This window comes from Streptomyces canarius, from assembly GCF_014650735.1.
Classification (GTDB): domain Bacteria; phylum Actinomycetota; class Actinomycetes; order Streptomycetales; family Streptomycetaceae; genus Streptomyces; species Streptomyces olivaceoviridis.
The window spans coordinates 403,260-420,769 of the sequence record NZ_BMVN01000001.1 but is presented as its reverse complement, the minus strand read 5'-3'; the positions used below and the strand labels follow the sequence as shown (position 1 = coordinate 420,769).

19 protein-coding genes are annotated in these 17,510 nt (G+C 72.4%); 15 read left to right on the top strand and 4 right to left on the bottom strand.

The genetic code is table 11. The features are described from left to right. Positions 1–196 precede the first annotated feature (196 nt). The 15 genes from IE294_RS01730 (at position 197) to IE294_RS47285 (ending at position 13,975) form a co-directional block, all read left to right on the top strand. Positions 197–1,492 carry a GAF domain-containing protein gene (locus IE294_RS01730; RefSeq protein WP_189881510.1) on the top strand — a complete coding sequence of 432 codons (1,296 nt, stop codon included), beginning with the start codon at positions 197–199 and terminating at the stop codon, positions 1,490–1,492. A gap of 165 nt (positions 1,493–1,657) precedes the next feature. Then, complete coding sequence (locus IE294_RS01725) at positions 1,658–2,992, top strand: hypothetical protein (protein ID WP_189881501.1); 1,335 nt, start codon at positions 1,658–1,660, stop codon at positions 2,990–2,992. A gap of 156 nt (positions 2,993–3,148) precedes the next feature. Beyond that, a complete protein-coding gene (locus tag IE294_RS01720) occupies positions 3,149–3,721 on the top strand; it encodes a GNAT family N-acetyltransferase (RefSeq protein ID WP_014675742.1) in 573 nt (190 codons plus the stop codon). Between the two features lie 127 nt (positions 3,722–3,848). Beyond that, entirely contained in the window at positions 3,849–3,932 is an 84-nt protein-coding gene (locus IE294_RS49560) for a putative leader peptide (RefSeq protein ID WP_309486338.1), read from the top strand. A 125-nt stretch (positions 3,933–4,057) separates the two neighbouring features. Then, positions 4,058–5,755, top strand: coding sequence for a nitrite/sulfite reductase (locus IE294_RS01715; RefSeq protein ID WP_189881499.1), 1,698 nt, complete (start codon positions 4,058–4,060; stop codon positions 5,753–5,755). After that, positions 5,752–5,934, top strand: a complete 183-nt coding sequence (locus IE294_RS01710; RefSeq protein WP_014675740.1) for a hypothetical protein — start codon at positions 5,752–5,754, stop codon at positions 5,932–5,934. Before IE294_RS01715 ends, IE294_RS01710 begins: the two co-directional genes overlap by 4 nt. Beyond that, positions 5,931–6,641, top strand: coding sequence for a phosphoadenylyl-sulfate reductase (locus IE294_RS01705; protein WP_189881498.1), 711 nt, complete (start codon positions 5,931–5,933; stop codon positions 6,639–6,641). The genes IE294_RS01710 and IE294_RS01705 overlap by 4 nt, the downstream gene beginning before the upstream one ends. Positions 6,642–6,667: 26 nt before the next feature. Beyond that, positions 6,668–7,204, top strand: a complete 537-nt coding sequence (gene cysC / locus IE294_RS01700) for an adenylyl-sulfate kinase (protein ID WP_229916981.1) — start codon at positions 6,668–6,670, stop codon at positions 7,202–7,204. Then, on the top strand, positions 7,201–8,136 hold the full coding sequence (cysD, locus tag IE294_RS01695; RefSeq protein ID WP_189813869.1) for a sulfate adenylyltransferase subunit CysD: 936 nt from the start codon (positions 7,201–7,203) through the stop codon (positions 8,134–8,136). The genes cysC and cysD overlap by 4 nt, the downstream gene beginning before the upstream one ends. A gap of 2 nt (positions 8,137–8,138) precedes the next feature. Beyond that, positions 8,139–9,473, top strand: a complete 1,335-nt coding sequence (locus tag IE294_RS01690) for a sulfate adenylyltransferase subunit 1 (RefSeq protein WP_189881493.1) — start codon at positions 8,139–8,141, stop codon at positions 9,471–9,473. A 273-nt stretch (positions 9,474–9,746) separates the two neighbouring features. Continuing rightward, positions 9,747–10,859: an aliphatic sulfonate ABC transporter substrate-binding protein gene (locus IE294_RS01680; RefSeq protein WP_189881485.1), complete on the top strand. Its 1,113-nt coding sequence runs from the start codon at positions 9,747–9,749 to the stop codon at positions 10,857–10,859. A gap of 12 nt (positions 10,860–10,871) precedes the next feature. Next, positions 10,872–11,675: an ABC transporter ATP-binding protein gene (locus IE294_RS01675; RefSeq protein WP_165951494.1), complete on the top strand. Its 804-nt coding sequence runs from the start codon at positions 10,872–10,874 to the stop codon at positions 11,673–11,675. Then, positions 11,662–12,546, top strand: coding sequence for an ABC transporter permease (locus tag IE294_RS01670; RefSeq protein ID WP_189881483.1), 885 nt, complete (start codon positions 11,662–11,664; stop codon positions 12,544–12,546). The genes IE294_RS01675 and IE294_RS01670 overlap by 14 nt, the downstream gene beginning before the upstream one ends. A 2-nt stretch (positions 12,547–12,548) precedes the next feature. Then, on the top strand, positions 12,549–13,286 hold the full coding sequence (locus IE294_RS01665; protein ID WP_189881481.1) for a sirohydrochlorin chelatase: 738 nt from the start codon (positions 12,549–12,551) through the stop codon (positions 13,284–13,286). Positions 13,287–13,402: 116 nt separating this feature from the next. Continuing rightward, on the top strand, positions 13,403–13,975 hold the full coding sequence (locus IE294_RS47285; RefSeq protein ID WP_229916980.1) for a hypothetical protein: 573 nt from the start codon (positions 13,403–13,405) through the stop codon (positions 13,973–13,975). A gap of 42 nt (positions 13,976–14,017) precedes the next feature. Here IE294_RS47285 and IE294_RS01655 read toward each other — a convergent pair whose 3' ends face one another. The 4 genes from IE294_RS01655 to IE294_RS01635 form a co-directional block, all read right to left on the bottom strand. Further along, a complete protein-coding gene (locus IE294_RS01655; RefSeq protein WP_189881479.1) occupies positions 14,018–14,335 on the bottom strand; it encodes a hypothetical protein in 318 nt (105 codons plus the stop codon). A 70-nt stretch (positions 14,336–14,405) separates the two neighbouring features. Further along, entirely contained in the window at positions 14,406–15,281 is an 876-nt protein-coding gene (locus IE294_RS47280) for a hypothetical protein (RefSeq protein ID WP_229916979.1), read from the bottom strand. Between the two features lie 297 nt (positions 15,282–15,578). Continuing rightward, the gene (locus IE294_RS01640; RefSeq protein ID WP_189881477.1) at positions 15,579–16,232 is read right to left on the bottom strand and encodes a mycothiol-dependent nitroreductase Rv2466c family protein; all 654 of its coding nucleotides are present in this window, start codon (positions 16,230–16,232) and stop codon (positions 15,579–15,581) included. A 79-nt stretch (positions 16,233–16,311) separates the two neighbouring features. Next, on the bottom strand, positions 16,312–17,322 hold the full coding sequence (locus IE294_RS01635) for a ketopantoate reductase family protein (RefSeq protein ID WP_189881471.1): 1,011 nt from the start codon (positions 17,320–17,322) through the stop codon (positions 16,312–16,314). Positions 17,323–17,510: the final 188 nt, after the last annotated feature.

Below are 17,510 nucleotides of genomic sequence, written 5' to 3'. Positions count from 1 at the left end.
TCTCGGCCACGCTCCGGCGGTTCACCAGGGTTGCAGGGAGTTGCAACTCGTGGGGGCACATGCGCGGAGTCTGTGCCTCCGCCATGTCCGGAACGGCAGTATGAGAGGCACAGTCGGACCGGAAACCGCCGCCCGGACGGCTTTACACGTGTGTTCGACGCCCCTTTCCGGGAGGACCGCAGTGGTGAACCCGCCGATGAACGTGGCGCGCCTGGCCGCCGTGGACGCGGCGCAGGCGGCCCGGGTGCTGAGCGAGGTGCGCGAGGCCACGCTCGCCGGGCAGCGTACGCGGCTCGCGCCCCGTCCGGTGATCGAGCAGTCGTGGGGACGGATGCTGCGCAGTGGTGTCGACCCCGAACGCGACTTCAGGTCCGGGCTGTTGTCCTCGGAGGAGGTGCGGCGTCGGCGGGAGGAGTCGCCGCTGCGGCATGTCCTGCCGGTGCTGCGGGAGGGGCTGCTTTCGGTCGCGGACGTCGCCCAGCACATCATGGTCGTCGCGGACGCCGACGGGCGCGTGCTGTGGCGGGAGGGTGTGCCGTCGGTACTGCGGAAGGCCGACGGGCTGGGCTTCGAACTCGGCGCGGACTGGAGGGAAGACGTCGTCGGCACCAACGGGGTGGGCACCCCGGCGGTGGTGCGGCGGCCGGTGCAGGTGTTCGCCGGCGAGCACTTCGTGCGGTCGCACGTCTCCTGGACCTGTTCGGGCGCGCCGATCACGGATCCGCGGGACGGGCGGCTGCTCGGCGTGGTGGACGTCAGCGGCCCGCTGGAGACCATGCATCCGGCGACCCTCGCCTGGGTGGACTCGGTCGCCAAGCTGGCCGAGGCCCGGCTGCGGGAGCTTCATCTGGCCTCGCTGGAGCGGCTGCGGGTGGTGGCGGCGCCGGTGCTGGCCCGGTTGGCCGGGCGGGCGCTGGTGGTGGACCGCGACGGCTGGGCGGCGGCCGTGGCCGGGATGCCGTACGTGCGGCGGGTGACGCTGCCCAGGGCGCTGGCGCCGGGCCGTCGGTGGCTGCCCTCGCTCGGCTCCTGCGCGGTGGAGCCGCTGGCCGGGGGCTGGCTGCTGCGGGCGGAGGAGGAGCCGCGGGCCGGTGCCCGCCGGATCGTGCTGGACCTCGCCCGGCCGGGCCGCCGTACGGTGACGGTCACGGCGCCGGCGGGTTCCTGGTCGCGGGAACTGAGTCCGCGCCACGCCGAGTTGCTGTTCCTGCTCACCGAGCACCGTGCCGGACGCGGGGCGGCGGGGCTGGCCGAGGACCTGTTCGGCGATGCGTCCCGGACGGTAACCGTACGGGCCGAGATGTCCAGGATCCGGAGGTATCTTGGGGAACTCCTCCAGCACCGGCCGTATCGTTTCCGCGACGATGCGGAAGTGGACGTGATCCTTCCAGAAGATCCGTCCCACCTGCTTCCCCAGTCGACGGCACCAGCGGTAACCCGGAAGCGGAATGCTGTGCGCGACGCCCGGACCGAGCGGCCCGGACAGGGGTGACCGTCCGGCCGGCCCCGGCCCCGCACGCGCGTCTTCCACCGATCTGCGCAGTCCTGGCCCTGCGCGGCCCGTTCCTGCCGTAGCATCCCGTACGGGCCTCCCCACCTGCTCCTCGCGTCAACCCACGGATCGCGCGGCGCAGTTGGCCCGCCCTCTGGAGGAGAGATGAAGCATCGCGGCAGACACCGCCGACGCAGACGGGGCGCTGCGCTGCGCGCGGTCCTGACCGGCACCGCGCTCGCGCTCACCGCCGCGGCCACCCTGATCAGCGCCTCCCAGGCCGACGTCACCGACAACCCGGGCGCGCTGAAGCCGCTGACCTCCCCGGCGGACACCAGCCGGCTCCGCCTCCAGGAGCACCTGGTCCCCACGCGCTCCCTGGACCGGCTCACCACCGCGATGGGCCGCCCGGTCGGCGTGGACGCCGTGCTCCGCAGCACCGACCGAACCCTGCGCGAGGGCGAGGACTGCGCCAGCGGCGACCGCGCCTCGCTGCCCGTCGCCCCGGCCGCCACCCGCGCCTACTGCTGGGACCCGGCCGACACCGCCACCGGCGACTGGCGGCCCGCCTCCGTGACCACCTCCGGGGACGCCGACGAGGACGGCGTCTGGGGCACCCACCGGGTCGTCCTCGCCGGCTGGTCCCACAGCACCACCACCGGCCGCCGAGCCGAGCGCGGCCTCGCCCGGGTCGCCTTCGTCGACGCCGACGACCCGGCCCACCTCACCTACCGCTGGGTGCTGCTGGTGGTGCCGGTCGACGGCGGCCGGGACTACCGGGGCCTGGCCTCCGGCCTCTCCGGCATGGTCTGGTACCAGAACAAGCTGCTGGTCACCACCACGGCCGGCGGCGCCGACGCGCTGTACGTCTACGATCTGGACCACATCCAGCGCACCACGGTCGACGGGCCGGCGATCGGCCGCGTGGCCGGAGGCTGGTCCGCCGACGGCCACGACTACGTACTGCCCGCGGTCGCTTCGTACCGCTTCACCTCCGGCCGTTGCGCCCCCTCCGGGCCGCCCTGCCCCGGCGCGCTCGCCCTCGACCGCGGTACGACGCCCGACAGCCTGGTCGCCGCGGAGTGGACCGCGCCCGGCGGCGACCGGCGCGCCCGGCTGTGGCGGTACGCGTTCAGCGACGACCCGGCGCGTGCCGGGCTGCTCGCCACGGACCCCTGGGGGCGGGCGGACGCGGTGGAGGCGTACCGGACCCGGGCCGACGGGATCCGGGGCCTGCTGTCGTACCGGAAGCCCGGGGCGGACCGGCCGTCCTGGTATGTGGGACGGCTGCCCGAGTCGCAGGACGGGCACGGCGGACTGTGGCGGCAGGACACCCGGGGCGCCCGCGCGGCCCGTTGCGGCGCCGACGCCTCGGACCGCTGCTGGGCGCAGGAGGCGGGCTCGCTCTCCTACTGGCAGGAGACCGGCGAGGTGTGGTCGCTGTCCGACCGCATGCTGTTCGCGCTGCCCCTGGCCGAGCTGGACCGCTCCCTGGACTGACGGCGGTCCTGCCGACCGGCTCCGGGAGCGGTGGTGCCGACCGGCCCCGGGGTGCCGCGTTACCGCTCGCCCCCGCGGGCGATGCGCCGCCCGGCTCGGGCGGGCGCCCCCGGACCCGATCGACAGACCGGGCCGCGGGATGGTTCCCTGGCCCGCATGAGCAGCACCCCTGTCACCACCTGGTCCCTTGAGCAGACCTCCCCGGCCGATCTCCTGCCCGCCGCCGCCCCCGACGGCGACGTCCGGATCGTCCGCGCCGAGGTACCCTCCCCCGAGTTCAGCCGGTTCCTCTACGCCTCGGTCGGCGGCGACATCCGCTGGACCGACCGGCTGGGCTGGACGTACGCGCGGTGGCAGGAGTTCCTGGAGCGGCCCGGCGTGGAGACCTGGGTGGCCTACGACCACGGCACCCCGGCCGGCTATGTCGAGCTGGAGCCGCAGGACGAGGGCGCGGTCGAGATCGTCTACTTCGGGCTGATCCCCGCCTTCCGCGGCCGGCGCATCGGCGGCCACCTGCTGGCGTACGGAACGGCCCGCGCGTGGGACCTGGCCGAGCGGTGGCCCGGGCGGACGCCGACGAAGCGGGTGTGGCTGCACACGTGCAGCAAGGACGGCGAGTTCGCGATGGACAACTACCAGCGGCGCGGCTTCAAGCTGTTCGACACGAAGGTGGAGCTGGAGCCGGACGTGGCCGCGCCGGGCCCCTGGCCCGGCGCCTACCCCGCCTGACCTGCCAGGACAAGCCCTTCGGCGACGCATGTGAGCGATGACACCCTTGTCCCACATTCCGGGACAAGGGTGTCCACATGACGGATGAAGCTGGACTGCGTTCAGATCGCCGTGACACGCTTCCGTCATGTCCGGAACTGGAATTGCCTTGGTGAGTCGGCGGCACGTCGACCTCGGCCGCATGTCCAGCGCCATCTGTCCGGCGAGCTGACGCCTCCCAGCACCGCCGTTCCCCCTCGTACCTGATCCTGTGTGCGCGATGACGCGCACCCATGCCGCATGCGCACGTACGCGCAGGTCAGCCGCATTCCCGCCTGTCCCGAAGGACGTACATCCATGGCCGCCACCCCACAGAACCCCGCCGCCTCCGCGCCCCGCCGCAAGGTGAGCCGTCACCGCGGTGAGGGCCAGTGGGCCGTCGGCCATTTCACGCCCCTCAACGGCAACGAGCAGTTCAAGAAGGACGACGACGGTCTCAATGTGCGGACACGCATTGAGACGATCTACTCCAAGCGCGGCTTCGACTCCATCGACCCGAACGACCTGCGCGGCCGGATGCGCTGGTGGGGGCTGTACACCCAGCGCAAGCCCGGGATCGACGGCGGCAAGACCGCGATCCTGGAGCCGGAGGAACTGGACGACGAGTACTTCATGCTGCGCGTCCGCATCGACGGCGGGGCGCTGACCACGGCGCAGCTCAGGGTGATCGGTGAGATCTCGCAGGAGTTCGCGCGCGGCACGGCGGACATCACCGACCGGCAGAACGTCCAGTACCACTGGATCCGCATCGAGGACGTGCCCCAGATCTGGGACCGGCTGGAGGGCGTCGGCCTGTCCACCGTCACGGCCTGCGGCGACACCCCGCGTGTGATGATCGGCTCCCCGGTGGCGGGCATCGCCGAGGACGAGATCATCGACGCCACGCCGGCGCTGGAGGAGATGAAGCGCCGCGTCCTGAACAACAAGGCGTACTCCAACCTGCCGCGCAAGTTCAAGACGGCCATCTCGGGTTCGCCGCTGCTGGACGTCGTGCACGAGATCAACGACGTCGCGTTCGTCGGCGTCCGCCACCCCGAGCACGGTCCGGGCTTCGACGTCTGGGTCGGCGGCGGTCTGTCCACCAACCCCAAGCTGGGCGTCCGCCTCGGCGCCTGGGTGCCGATCGACGAGGTGCCGGACGTCTACGAGGGCGTCATCTCGATCTTCCGTGACTACGGCTACCGCCGGCTGCGCAACCGGGCCCGGCTGAAGTTCCTCGTCGCCGACTGGGGCGCGGAGAAGTTCCGGCGGGTGCTGGAGGACGAGTACCTGAAGCGCGAGCTGACCGACGGTCCCGCTCCCGAGCAGCCGGTGCGGCAGTGGCGCGACCACATCGGTGTGCACCGGCAGAAGGACGGCCGGTTCTACGTCGGTTTCGCGCCGCGCGTCGGCCGGGTCGACGGTGCCACGCTGACGAAGGTCGCCGACCTCGCGGAGGCGCACGGCTCGGGCCGGGTCCGCACCACCGTCGAGCAGAAGATGATCATCCTCGACGTCGAGCAGGACAGGGTCGAGTCGCTGGTGGAGGGCCTGGAGGCGCTGGACCTCACCGCCCGGCCGTCCTCCTTCCGGCGCGGCACCATGGCCTGCACCGGCATCGAGTTCTGCAAGCTCGCCATCGTGGAGACCAAGCAGCGCGGCTCGACGCTGATCGACGAACTGGAGCGCCGGCTGCCGGACTTCGACGAGCCGATCACCATCAACCTCAACGGCTGCCCGAACGCCTGCGCACGTATCCAGGTCGCGGACATCGGTCTCAAGGGCCAGCTGGTCCTCGACGACCGGGGCGAGCAGGTCGAGGGCTACCAGGTGCACCTGGGCGGCGCCCTCGGGCTGGAGCCGGGCTTCGGCCGCAAGGTGCGCGGCCTGAAGGTCACCGCGGAGGAGCTGCCCGACTACATCGAGCGGGTGCTCAAGCGGTTCCAGGCCGAACGCGAGGACGGCGAGCGGTTCGCGGCCTGGGCGGCGCGGGCGAGCGAGGAGGCGCTGTCGTGAGCGAGCGGGCCGCGCCCTTCTACTGCCCCTACTGCGGCGACGAGGACCTGCGTCCGAACGACGAGGGTCACGGCGCCTGGGAGTGCGGGGCCTGCAACCGCGCGTTCCGGCTGAAGTTCCTCGGGCTGCTCTCCCGGGGGCTCCAGCGAGCCGACAACGGAGGGGACGAGCTGATATGACGACGGCTCAGGAAGACCGTACGACCGAGGAGTTGAAGGCGCTCGCCGAGCAGGCGGGCCGCGACCTGGAGGACGCCAGCGCGCTGGAGATCCTCCAGTGGGCGGTGGACACCTTCGGCACGAAGTTCTGCGTCACCTCCTCCATGGAGGACGCCGTGGTCGCCCATCTCGCCTCGCGCGTGCTGAAGGGTGTGGACGTGGTCTTCCTCGACACCGGCTACCACTTCCCGGAGACCATCGGGACCCGGGACGCCGTGGAGGCCGTGATGGACGTCAACGTCATCACCCTCACGCCGAAGCAGACGGTCGCCGAACAGGACGCCGAGTACGGCCCGAAGCTGCACGACCGCGACCCCGACCTGTGCTGCGCGCTGCGCAAGGTGCGACCGCTGGAAGAGGGCCTGGAGAACTACCAGGCGTGGGCGACGGGCCTGCGCCGCGACGAGTCCCCGACCCGGGCGAACACCCCGGTCGTCGGCTGGGACGAGAAGCGTCGGAAGGTCAAGATCTCGCCGATCGCCCGCTGGACCCAGGACGACGTGGACGCGTACATCAGCGAACACGGCGTGCTCACCAACCCGTTGCTGATGGACGGCTACGCCTCCGTCGGCTGCGCCCCGTGCACCCGCAGGGTCCTGGAGGGCGAGGACGCGCGGGCCGGCCGCTGGGCGGGCCGGGCCAAGACCGAGTGCGGGTTGCACGGATGACGAACGAGCGGATTCAGGAGAACCACGTGACGACCGGAGCCACCGTCTGGCTCACGGGTCTGCCGAGCGCCGGCAAGACCACCATCGCGTACGAGCTGGCGGGCCGGCTGCGCGCCGGGGGCCACCGTGTCGAGGTGCTCGACGGCGACGAGATCCGCGAGTTCATCTCGGCGGGACTCGGCTTCTCCCGGGAGGACCGGCACACCAACGTGCAGCGCATCGGCTTCGTGGCCGAGCTGCTGGCCCGCAACGGCGTCAAGGCGCTGGTGCCGGTGATCGCGCCGTACACGGACGGCCGGGACGCGGTGCGGGGGCGGCACGAGGAGAACGGGACGCCGTACCTGGAGATCCATGTGGCGACCCCGGTCGAGGTGTGCAGCGTGCGCGATGTGAAGGGGCTGTACGCCAAGCAGGCCGCGGGCGAGCTGACCGGGCTCACCGGGGTCGACGACCCGTACGAGGAGCCGAAGGCGCCGGACCTGCGGATCGAGTCGCAGTACCAGACGGTCCAGGAGTCGGCCGCGTCGGTGTACGCGCTGCTGAGCGAGAGGGGACTGGCATGACCACGGTCGCCAAGGTGGACGAGGGCACGCACAGCCCGTACGCGCTGTCGCACCTGGACGCGCTGGAGTCCGAGGCGGTGCACATCTTCCGCGAGGTCGCGGGCGAGTTCGAGAACCCGGTGATCCTGTTCTCCGGCGGCAAGGACTCCATCGTCATGCTGCACCTCGCGCTGAAGGCCTTCGCCCCCGCGCCGGTGCCGTTCGCGCTGCTCCATGTCGACACCGGACACAACTTCCCGGAAGTCCTTGAGTACCGGGACCGTGTGGTGGCCGCACATGGGCTGCGCCTCCATGTGGCCTCCGTCCAGGACTACATCGACCGCGGTGTGCTCAAGGAACGCCCCGACGGCACCCGCAACCCGCTCCAGACCCTTCCCCTGACGGAGAAGATCCAGAGCGAGAAGTTCGACGCCGTCTTCGGCGGTGGCCGCCGCGACGAGGAGAAGGCCCGCGCCAAGGAGCGGGTGTTCTCGCTGCGCGACGAGTTCTCCCAGTGGGACCCGCGCCGCCAGCGCCCCGAGCTGTGGAACCTGTACAACGGCCGGCACGCCCCCGGTGAGCACGTCCGGGTCTTCCCGCTGTCCAACTGGACCGAGCTGGACGTCTGGCAGTACATCGCCCGCGAGGGCATCGAGCTGCCGGAGATCTACTTCGCCCACGAGCGCGAGGTGTTCCAGCGCGGCGGGATGTGGCTGACGGCCGGGGACTGGGGCGGGCCGAAGGACGGCGAGACGGTCGAGAAGCGGCAGGTGCGCTACCGGACCGTCGGCGACATGTCCTGCACCGGCGCGGTCGACTCCGGCGCCGACACGATCGAGAAGGTCATCGCCGAGATCGCCGCGTCCCGGCTGACCGAGCGGGGCGCGACCCGCGCCGACGACAAGCTGTCCGAGGCCGCGATGGAAGACCGCAAGCGCGAGGGGTACTTCTAAGCATGAGCACGACCACGACCGAGGCGCTCCCGGACACCACCCTGCTGCGGTTCGCCACCGCCGGCTCCGTCGACGACGGCAAGTCCACGCTCGTCGGACGGCTGCTGCACGACTCCAAGTCGGTCCTCGCCGACCAGCTGGAGGCCGTCGAGCGCGCCTCCGCGAGCCGGGGCCAGGACGCCCCGGACCTCGCGCTGCTCACCGACGGCCTGCGCGCCGAACGCGAGCAGGGCATCACCATCGACGTCGCCTACCGCTACTTCGCCACCCCGCGCCGCCGGTTCATCCTCGCCGACACCCCGGGCCATGTGCAGTACACCCGCAACATGGTCACCGGCGCCTCCACGGCCGAGCTGACGGTGATCCTGGTCGACGCCCGCAACGGCGTGGTCGAGCAGACCCGCCGGCACGCGGCCATCGCCGCACTCCTGCGCGTCCCGCACGTCGTCCTCGCCGTCAACAAGATGGACCTCGTCGGGTACGAGGAGAGGGTGTTCGCCGCGATCGCCGAGGAGTTCACGGCGTACGCGACCGAGCTGGGCGTCCCGGAGGTCACCGCGATCCCGATCTCGGCGCTGGCCGGCGACAACGTGGTGGAGCCGTCCGCGAACATGGACTGGTACGGCGGTCCGACCGTGCTGGAGCACCTGGAGACCGTGCCGGTCAGCCATGACCTGGCGCACTGCCACGCGCGGCTGCCCGTGCAGTACGTGATCCGGCCGCAGACCGCCGAGCACCCGGACTACCGGGGCTACGCGGGCCAGATCGCGGCCGGTACGTTCCGGGTGGGCGATCAGGTCACCGTCCTGCCGTCCGGCCGCACCTCGACGATCTCCGGCATCGACCTGCTCGGCGAGCCGGTCGACGTGGCCTGGACGACGCAGTCGGTGACGGTGCTGCTCGCGGACGACATCGACGTCTCACGCGGCGACCTGATCGTGCCGACGAAGGACGCCCCGGCCACCACGCAGGACGTGGAGGCGACCGTCTGCCACGTCACCGACGCGCCGCTGACCGTCGGTCACCGGGTGCTGCTCAAGCACGGCACCCGCACGGTCAAGGCGGTCGTGAAGGACATCCCGTCCCGGCTGACGCTCGACGACCTGTCCCTGCACCCGCACCCGGGGCAGCTCGTCGCCAACGACATCGGCCGGGTGAAGATCCGTACCGCCGAGCCGCTGCCGGTCGACTCCTACGCCGACTCGCGCCGCACGGGCTCCTTCATCCTGATCGACCCCGCCGACGGCACCACGCTCACCGCGGGCATGGTCGGCGAGTCCTTCGCGTCCCCCGAGCCGGTCAAGGACGCGGCCGACGACGACGGCTGGGACTTCTGAGCATGAACTCCACCGATTTCTACGCGACGTTCGCCAAGGAGGGCGGCCGTGTCGGCAGCGGCGCCCTCGGCAGCGGGCAGGGCGGGGTCGCGCGATGTGCGCTGTGACGTACGCGCACTGCCTGCGCGCCCCGTCCCCCCACCCTCCCCCACATGCTCGGCTTCGCTCGCAAGCGGGGGGACCCCCTCCCCGGAAGCGACGAAGACCCTTTGCCGACTCCCGGCCACGACCTGAGAGACCGTGACCGCCGGGCCAACGAGAGGAAAGCCTCCCGTGCCTGCCAACCGCTCCGCTCTGCTTCGCCGCGGGATCGCCGCGATCGCCGCACTGCCCCTGCTGTCCCTCGCTGCCTGCGGCTACGGGTCCGACTCCAAGGACGACAACGCGGGGGCCAAGATCGCCACCGGTGCCAAGAAGATCGACGGTCTCGACTCCGTCAAGATCGGTTACTTCGGCAACCTCACCCACGCCACCGCCCTGGTCGGCAACCAGAAGGGCTTCTTCCAGAAGGAGCTGGGCGCGACCGAGGCCAAGTACCAGATCTTCAACGCCGGTCCGTCCGAGATCGAGGCGCTGAATTCGGGTGCCATCGACATCGGCTGGATCGGACCCTCCCCGGCGATCAACGGCTACACCAAGTCCGACGGCAAGAGCCTGCGGATCATCGGCGGTTCGGCCTCCGGCGGCGTGAAGCTGGTCGTCGACCCGAAGAAGATCACGTCCCTGAAGGACGTCAAGGGCAAGAAGATCGCGACCCCGCAGCTCGGCAACACGCAGGACGTGGCGTTCCTCAACTGGGTGGCCGAGCAGGGCTGGAAGGTCGACGCGCAGAGCGGCAAGGGTGACGTGTCCGTCGTCCGCACGGACAACAAGGTGACCCCGGACGCCTACAAGTCCGGCTCCATCGACGGCGCCTGGGTGCCGGAGCCGACCGCGTCCAAGCTGGTCGCCGAGGGCGGCAAGGTGCTGCTGGACGAGTCGGCGCTGTGGCCGGACAAGAAGTTCGTGATCACGAACATCATCGTGTCGCAGAAGTTCCTCAAGGAGCACCCGAAGGCCGTCGAGGCGGTCCTCAAGGCGTCGGTCGAGACCAACAAGTGGATCAACGCCAACCCGGACGAGGCGAAGGCGGCGGCGAACAAGCAGCTGGGCGTCGACTCCGGCAAGGAGCTGCCCGCGAAGGTGCTGGACCCGGCGTGGAAGTCCATCCAGTTCACCGACGACCCGCTCGCCGCGACCCTCGACACCGAGGCGAAGCACGCCGTCAAGGCCGGCCTGCTGGAGAACCCCCAGCTGGACGGCATCTACGACCTCACCCTCCTGAACAAGGTCCTCAAGGCCGAGGGCGAGCAGAGCGTCAGCGACGCCGGACTCGGCGCCGAGTAAGTCCCGTAGCCGATGAGTTCCCAGGAGGTGACGACCATGGCAACGACCTTCGCCGAGGCCGCCGAGACGGTCGAGCACGCGGCACGCATCGAGCACGTCTCGAAGTCCTTCGCGACACCGGGCGGACAGCAGCTCGTCCTGGACGACATCAGCCTCGATGTCGCGCCGGGTGAGTTCGTCACCCTCCTGGGGGCCTCGGGCTGCGGCAAGTCGACGCTGCTGAACCTGGTGGCGGGGCTGGACCGGCCCTCCGCCGGCAGCATCGCGACCGACGGGCGGCCGGCCCTGATGTTCCAGGAGCACGCCCTGTTCCCGTGGCTGACCGCGGGCAAGAACATCGAACTCGCCCTCAAGCTCAGGGGCGTCGCGAAGAACGAGCGCCGCGAGCGGGCCGAGCAGCTGCTCGAACTGGTCCGGTTGCAGGGCTCGTACGGCAAGCGGGTGCACGAGCTGTCCGGCGGTATGCGCCAGCGTGTGGCCATGGCCCGCGCGCTCGCGCAGGACAGCCAGCTGCTGCTGATGGACGAACCGTTCGCCGCGCTGGACGCGATCACCCGGGACCTGCTGCACGACGAGCTGACCCGGATCTGGGCGGAGACGGGCGTGTCCGTCCTGTTCGTCACGCACAACGTGCGCGAGGCGGTACGGCTGGCGCAGCGGGTGGTGCTGCTGTCGTCCCGGCCGGGCCGGGTGGCCCGTGAGTGGCGGGTGGACATCCCGCAGCCGCGGCGCATCGAGGACGCGCCGGTCGCCGAACTGTCCTTGGAGATCACCGAAGTACTGCGTGGGGAGATCCGGCGTCATGGCCAGCACTGAGACCAAGACCGTCACGGACGCGGGGAGCGTCGAGGCGGGTCTGGACGCCCTGGAGGTCGTCGCCACCGGCCGTACGCCGTTCCGGCAGACGTTCACCAGCAAGATCCTGCCGCCGGTCGTCGCCACCGTGGTGGTGCTGGTCGTGTGGCAGGCGCTGATCTCCTTCGGAATCGTCGACGACCCGACGAAGCTGCCCTCCCCCGCCGACGTCGGCGGCGAGTTCAAGCGTGCCTGGCTGGAGGGCACGCTGCTGGGCTACATCTGGACCAGCGTCTCGCGCGGTCTGCTGGGCTTCCTGTTCGCGCTGGCCATCGGCACCCCGCTCGGTCTGCTGGTGGCGCGGGTGAAGTTCGTGCGCGCGGCCATCGGCCCGGTGCTGTCCGGTCTTCAGTCGCTGCCGTCGGTGGCGTGGGTGCCGCCGGCGGTGATCTGGCTGGGCCTGGACAACTCGATGATGTACGCGGTGATCCTGCTCGGCGCGGTCCCGTCGATCGCCAACGGCCTGGTCTCCGGCATCGACCAGGTGCCGCCGCTGTTCCTGCGGGCGGGCCGCACGATGGGCGCGACCGGGGTGAGAGGCGCCTGGCACATCGTCCTGCCGGCCGCGCTGCCGGGCTACCTCGCGGGCCTGAAGCAGGGCTGGGCCTTCTCCTGGCGCTCGCTGATGGCCGCGGAGATCATCGCCTCCTCCCCCGACCTCGGCATCGGCCTGGGCGCGCTGCTGGAGAACGGCCGCAACGCCAGCTCCATGTCCATGGTGTTCGAGGCCATCTTCCTGATCCTGTTCGTCGGCATCGCCATCGACCTGCTCATCTTCAGCCCGCTGGAGCGGTGGGTCCTGCGCAGCCGCGGTCTGCTGGTGAAGAGCTGACCATGCGCCGTCCCGTTCTCCTCGTCATCGCCCACGGCAGCCGCGACGCGCGGCACGCGGCGACCGTGCACGCCCTGGTGGAGCGGGTGCGGTCGCTGCGGCCGGGCCTGCGCGTGGAGACCGGGTTCCTGGACTTCAACGTCCCGTCGGTGCATGGGGTGCTCCAGTCGCTGGCGGCGGAGGGCGTGCGGGACGTCGTCGCCCTGCCGCTGCTGCTGACGCGCGCGTTCCACGCCAAGGCCGACATCCCCGCCGTGCTGCGGGACGCGCCGGCGCGGCTGCGGATCCGGCAGGCGGACGTGCTCGGCCCGTCCCCGCTGCTGCTGTCCGCGCTGGAACGGCGGCTGTACGAGGCGGGCCTGTCGCCCACGGACAAGTCCTCGACCGGGGTCGTGCTGGCCTCGGCGGGGTCCTCCGACCCGGAGGCGATCGCGGTGATCGCCGACATCGCGCGGGAGTGGTGGCACACCGGTTGGTGCGCCGTGCGGCCCGCGTTCGCCTCCGCGTCCCTTCCGCGCACCGAGGACGCGGTACGTGAGCTGCGCGCCCTCGGCTGCGAGCGGGTCGCCGTCGCGCCGTACGTCCTGGCCCCCGGCTTCCTGCCGGACCGGATCGCGCGCGGCGCGGCCGGTGCGGACGTGCTCGCCGAGGTGCTCGGCCCCGCCCCGGAGGTGGCGCGGGTGGTGCTGGAGCGGTACGCCGGGGCCTGCCGGCCGGCCGTGGCGGCACTCGGCGCGTAACCGCCGCGCGGCCGTGCTCCGCTGTTGTCGTGGCATCCACTGCCTGGGCGAGGCGGCGGGGCGCAAGCTGTACGGCCGGGGCCCGCTGTTCGTGTTCGACCCGGCGGACGACGCCCATGCGCCGGACCCGCTGGAACACGCGGCCGTGCCGGCCACCTGGGACGCGGCGGCGGGAGCTGTTCCGGCGGTCGTTCACGACGGGGCTGCGCGATCCCGCGGCCCGGGTGCGGGAGTCGGAGTGGCGTTGCGCGCTGCGGGCGGTGCGGGACGCGGTGGTCGAGTGCGTCTCGTGCGGGCAGCAGACCATGACGGAGCCGGGCGGGAACCCGCCGCCGCGGGACTGCTGGGGGTGCGGGGCCCGGCTGGTGCTGCCGCCGCGGCTGACGGTGACCGCTCCCCCGCCGCGCACCGAGCGTCACATCCGGCTGCGCCGCGCCGCCCGGGTGCGGGCCCACCATCTGCTGCCCGCGCCGACGCGGTACGACCGTTCGGACGCGGCGCTCGTCGCGGCGCTGGTCGAACAGCCGGAGAAGCCGGGGCGGTTCGGGCTCGCCAACCGTTCCCGGGAGACCTGGACGGGGACCCGCGCGGACGGCACCGTGCAGAAGGTCGAGCCCGGCCAGGCGGTGCCGCTGCGGTCGGGGCTCGACCTCGGCGGCGGGGTCCGGGCGGTGGTGCGGACCCGGTGACGTGCCATGGCCGAGGCCCCGTGGCGGCGGGGCTCCGGCCGGTCACAGCCCGAGGGCGGTGATGAGCTGCTGGGTGAAGGCGAGGCTGCCGGTGCCGGCCGAGGCCGCGATGGCGATCGTATCCAGCGCGGAGCGGATCCGGCCGCGGTTCGGCGGCAGGCCGTCCTCGGCGGACTCCTGGAACTGGGCCTGGATGATCTCGCCCTGGGGCACCAGCTCCGGGTACTCGGCGCGCAGCGTGTCGGTGAGCCGCTGGGCGAGGTCCATCATGGTGGGCAGGTCGGGGTGGGCGTGGTCGATGTGGGTCTGGCCGGGGTCGCCGAAGTTGGCGGGGCCGTTGCCGAAGTTGTAGGTGCTCATGTCCTGTCCTCGCTCACGGTCCGGCGGCTCGCCCCGGACCGGAGGAGCCGTCGGATGGGTGGGGTTACGGTTACGGCCTCGGCGCGGACGGGCCTGATCCCGCGGGGCCGGGGCCGCCCTGGGGTCCGGGCCCTTGCCGCCCGCCCGGGAGGATCGTCCCGTGGGCGCCGAAGTGGGAAGCGGCCGTCCAGCGGCGGTATCGCGTAGGCGGCGTCTGGGCACGGGGCCGCCGGGTGGGGTCGGCCAACTCGGGTATGAGGTGGGCGTCGCTGCCGAGGACGTGGAGCCGGTTCCTGGCCCGCCGTCCCTGGAGCCCGGAGGTGGTCTCCCTGTGCCGTGCCCCGTAGGTGTTCAGGTCGACGACGTCGAACGGGCGCATCGGCAGCTTTGCGCCACCCGGGGCGTCGGCAGGTCTGCCGACGTCAATGGGCTGCCGGACGACTTCCTTGATCTTGTCGCCGCCGCCGGCGAACGGCTTGGTGCGGGCCGTCCCGCCGGCGTGGGGCAGGACGTTGGCGCGTTTCAGGTCGTGCGGTACGGCCTCGGGTTCCACCGTGGGTGCGGTCTGCTCGGGCCCCTCGGCGCGGAGGAACGCGTCCCGTGCCATGACGCGGCTGCGCGCCTGGGTGCGGCGGACCAGGGTCCAGGCGATCGCGCAGGCACCGAGAGGGCCGAAAATCGCCACCCGCCCGAGTGACCGGTGTCCGTTGACCAGCCCCCGGAGTCCGGCGAGGAGTGCGAGGGGCACGGCCGTCTGGGGGCACGCGAGCCGGTGGTCGAGGGTGGCGCGGCGGCGGGTGGCCGCGCGCGCGTGCCGGGCGAGGGCGACGACGTCGATGCCGAGGCTCAGCCCGATCGTGTCGAGCCGGTCGCCGGTGCGCATCCGGTCGACGTACCGGGCGGAGTCGTCGTCGAGGTGCACCGGGGCGCTCAGGCGCCGGGTCACGCCGTCCTTGCGGTACCGCGGCAATGACGGCAATGGTCTGCCCGTCACACTCATCCGTCCGTCCCCCTCAGGCCTTCCGCGCGGTTCACCCTAGGGACAACGCCGCGGGTTTGTCGCCGGGTTCGGTGAGGGGCGGTGCCGGGGGGCGGTCGTGTGGTATCGGCCGCCGCGGTCCGGCGCTCCCCTGTGACGTCGGACCGCGGCGGCTCTTGGTTCTGCGCCGGACGGCGGCGCCGTGTCACACGCCCGGTGCGGCCGGCCCGCCCAAGGGGCGGTTATCGGCCAACCCGCTCCGGGTCAGTCGAACCGGAGCGCGCCGGTGCGGGTGCGCTTCAGTTCGAAGAAGTCGGGGTGCCGCGCCAGCACCCGGAAGGAGTCGAAGAGTTCGGCCGCCTCGGCGCCGCGCGGGACGGCGCGCAGCACGGGTCCGAACCAGACGGTGCCGTCGAGGTGCAGGGTGGGTGTGCCGACGTATCCGCCGGTCTCCGGCTCGGCGCCGGCCGCGTGGCTGCGGCGGACCGCGTCGTCGTACGACGGGTCGTGGGCGGCGGCCGACAGGTCGGCGGGGAGCCCGAGCCCGGCCAGCGAGTCGGTGATCACGGTGTCGAAGTCCTCGACGCCCTGTTCGTGGATGCGGGTGCCGAAGGCGGTGTACAGGTCGCGCAGCACCTTCTCGCCGTACCGTTCGGCGGCGGCCACGGCGACCCGTACGGGCCCGGTCGAACGGTCCACCAAGTCGCGGTACCAGTCGGGCAGTTCGTTGCCGGTGTTGTGCAGGTACAGGCTCATCGCCCGGAACCGGAGGTCGAGCGGGCGCAGCCGCTCCACCTCCAGCAGCCAGCGGGAGGTGATCCAGGCGAAGGGACAGGCGGGATCGAAGAAGAAGTCGACCCGGGTCGGGGCGGTGGTGGTGGCGGTGTCCGGGGCCGCGGCGGTGCTGCTGTGCGTCATGACGCCGACGCTAGTGCGCAGGTGGTACGGGATCCCGGCCCAATCCCTCACCGTTCTCCTGGCCCAATTTGGTCGGCGGTCAGGCGCGCACCGCCTCGTCGGCCAGTCGGACCAGGTCGGCGACGGGCAACGAGCCGGCCGCCCGGTGCTCCCGGGCGAACCGGTTGGCGAGATCGCGCAGCAGTTCGTTCAGCGGGGTGGGGACGCCGTGCAGCCGGCCGAGCAGGACGATCTCGCCGTTGAGGTAGTCCGCCTCGATGGTGCCGGTGCCCCGGACCAGGGACTGCCAGGAGGAGCCGCCGCCGCGGGGAGCGCCGTCCAGCGGGACCAGGGTGACCTTGTCGCCGCGGGCCGCGCGCTGCTCCTCCGCGCCGGCGTACGGGATGCCGGCGGCGTCCAGCACGGCCTCCCCCTCGGCCCGCACGCGCGCGAACAGGGCCCGCGCCTCCTCGCTCGCCACCGGCCCGCTGACCGCTTCGAGGGCGTTGCCGAGGTTGCCGAGCAGCTTGGCGTACTGCCAGCGGGCCACGTCGGGCACCACCGGCGCCTCGAAGTGGGCGTCCGCGAGGTCGGCGGCGATCCGGCGGGCGGTGTCGTCGGTGCCGTGCGGGAGACGGCCGAGGTGCAGGATGCCGGTGAGGGGGGCGCCGGTGGCGGAGACGACGCCGGGTTCCACGAAGGTCGACGGCAGCCAGACGCAGACGCCGTACACGTGCCGGAAGCGGCGCAGCGCCAGCCGGCCGCTCTCGACGCCGTTCTGGAGGCAGACCAGCGGCAGCAGTCCGGCCGCCGTGCCGCCACCGGCGACGGGCACGTCGCCCCAGGTCTCCAGGGCGGCCACGGTGTCCTGGGTCTTCACGGCCAGGACGAGGACGTCGTCGGCGCGCAGTTCGCCGAGCGGTTCCGGCCCGTCGACGGCGGGCAGCCGGTACGTCGACTCGCCCTGCGGAACCCGCAGTCGCAGTCCGTGCTCGCGGAGGGCGGCCAGGTGCGGGCCCCGGGCGACGAGGACGACCTCCCGGCCGGCCTGGGCCAGCCGCCCGCCGACGGTACCGCCGACCGCGCCGGCCCCGATGATGATGTAGCGCATGGGCAGAGCCTCGCACACACGTCCGGACCGGCGGCGCTGGTGCGGTGCGGCCGTCGTGCCCCGTGGGGGCGGGCACGACGGCCGCGCTCGGCGCACGCCGGGTCCGGCGTCGGCCGGCTTGGCCAAACTCTGGCCGATCGGCGGGGCCGGGTTCAACTCCCGCGCACAGCTGTGACTTGTTCAACAAG

What these genes read in the sequence shown, in the direction of transcription:
- IE294_RS01730 (WP_189881510.1), top strand. Translation starts at nt 197, where the DNA reads ATGAACGTGGCGCGCCTGGCCGCCGTGGACGCGGCGCAGGCGGCCCGG.
- IE294_RS01725 (WP_189881501.1), top strand. Translation starts at nt 1,658, where the DNA reads ATGAAGCATCGCGGCAGACACCGCCGACGCAGACGGGGCGCTGCGCTG.
- IE294_RS01720 (WP_014675742.1), top strand. Translation starts at nt 3,149, where the DNA reads ATGAGCAGCACCCCTGTCACCACCTGGTCCCTTGAGCAGACCTCCCCG.
- IE294_RS49560 (WP_309486338.1), top strand. Translation starts at nt 3,849, where the DNA reads ATGTCCGGAACTGGAATTGCCTTGGTGAGTCGGCGGCACGTCGACCTC.
- IE294_RS01715 (WP_189881499.1), top strand. Translation starts at nt 4,058, where the DNA reads ATGGCCGCCACCCCACAGAACCCCGCCGCCTCCGCGCCCCGCCGCAAG.
- IE294_RS01705 (WP_189881498.1), top strand. Translation starts at nt 5,931, where the DNA reads ATGACGACGGCTCAGGAAGACCGTACGACCGAGGAGTTGAAGGCGCTC.
- cysD (WP_189813869.1), top strand. Translation starts at nt 7,201, where the DNA reads ATGACCACGGTCGCCAAGGTGGACGAGGGCACGCACAGCCCGTACGCG.
- IE294_RS01690 (WP_189881493.1), top strand. Translation starts at nt 8,139, where the DNA reads ATGAGCACGACCACGACCGAGGCGCTCCCGGACACCACCCTGCTGCGG.
- IE294_RS01675 (WP_165951494.1), top strand. Translation starts at nt 10,872, where the DNA reads ATGAGTTCCCAGGAGGTGACGACCATGGCAACGACCTTCGCCGAGGCC.
- IE294_RS01670 (WP_189881483.1), top strand. Translation starts at nt 11,662, where the DNA reads ATGGCCAGCACTGAGACCAAGACCGTCACGGACGCGGGGAGCGTCGAG.
- IE294_RS01665 (WP_189881481.1), top strand. Translation starts at nt 12,549, where the DNA reads ATGCGCCGTCCCGTTCTCCTCGTCATCGCCCACGGCAGCCGCGACGCG.
- IE294_RS47285 (WP_229916980.1), top strand. Translation starts at nt 13,403, where the DNA reads ATGCGCCGGACCCGCTGGAACACGCGGCCGTGCCGGCCACCTGGGACG.
- IE294_RS01655 (WP_189881479.1), bottom strand. Translation starts at nt 14,335, where the DNA reads ATGAGCACCTACAACTTCGGCAACGGCCCCGCCAACTTCGGCGACCCC.
- IE294_RS01640 (WP_189881477.1), bottom strand. Translation starts at nt 16,232, where the DNA reads ATGACGCACAGCAGCACCGCCGCGGCCCCGGACACCGCCACCACCACC.
- IE294_RS01635 (WP_189881471.1), bottom strand. Translation starts at nt 17,322, where the DNA reads ATGCGCTACATCATCATCGGGGCCGGCGCGGTCGGCGGTACCGTCGGC.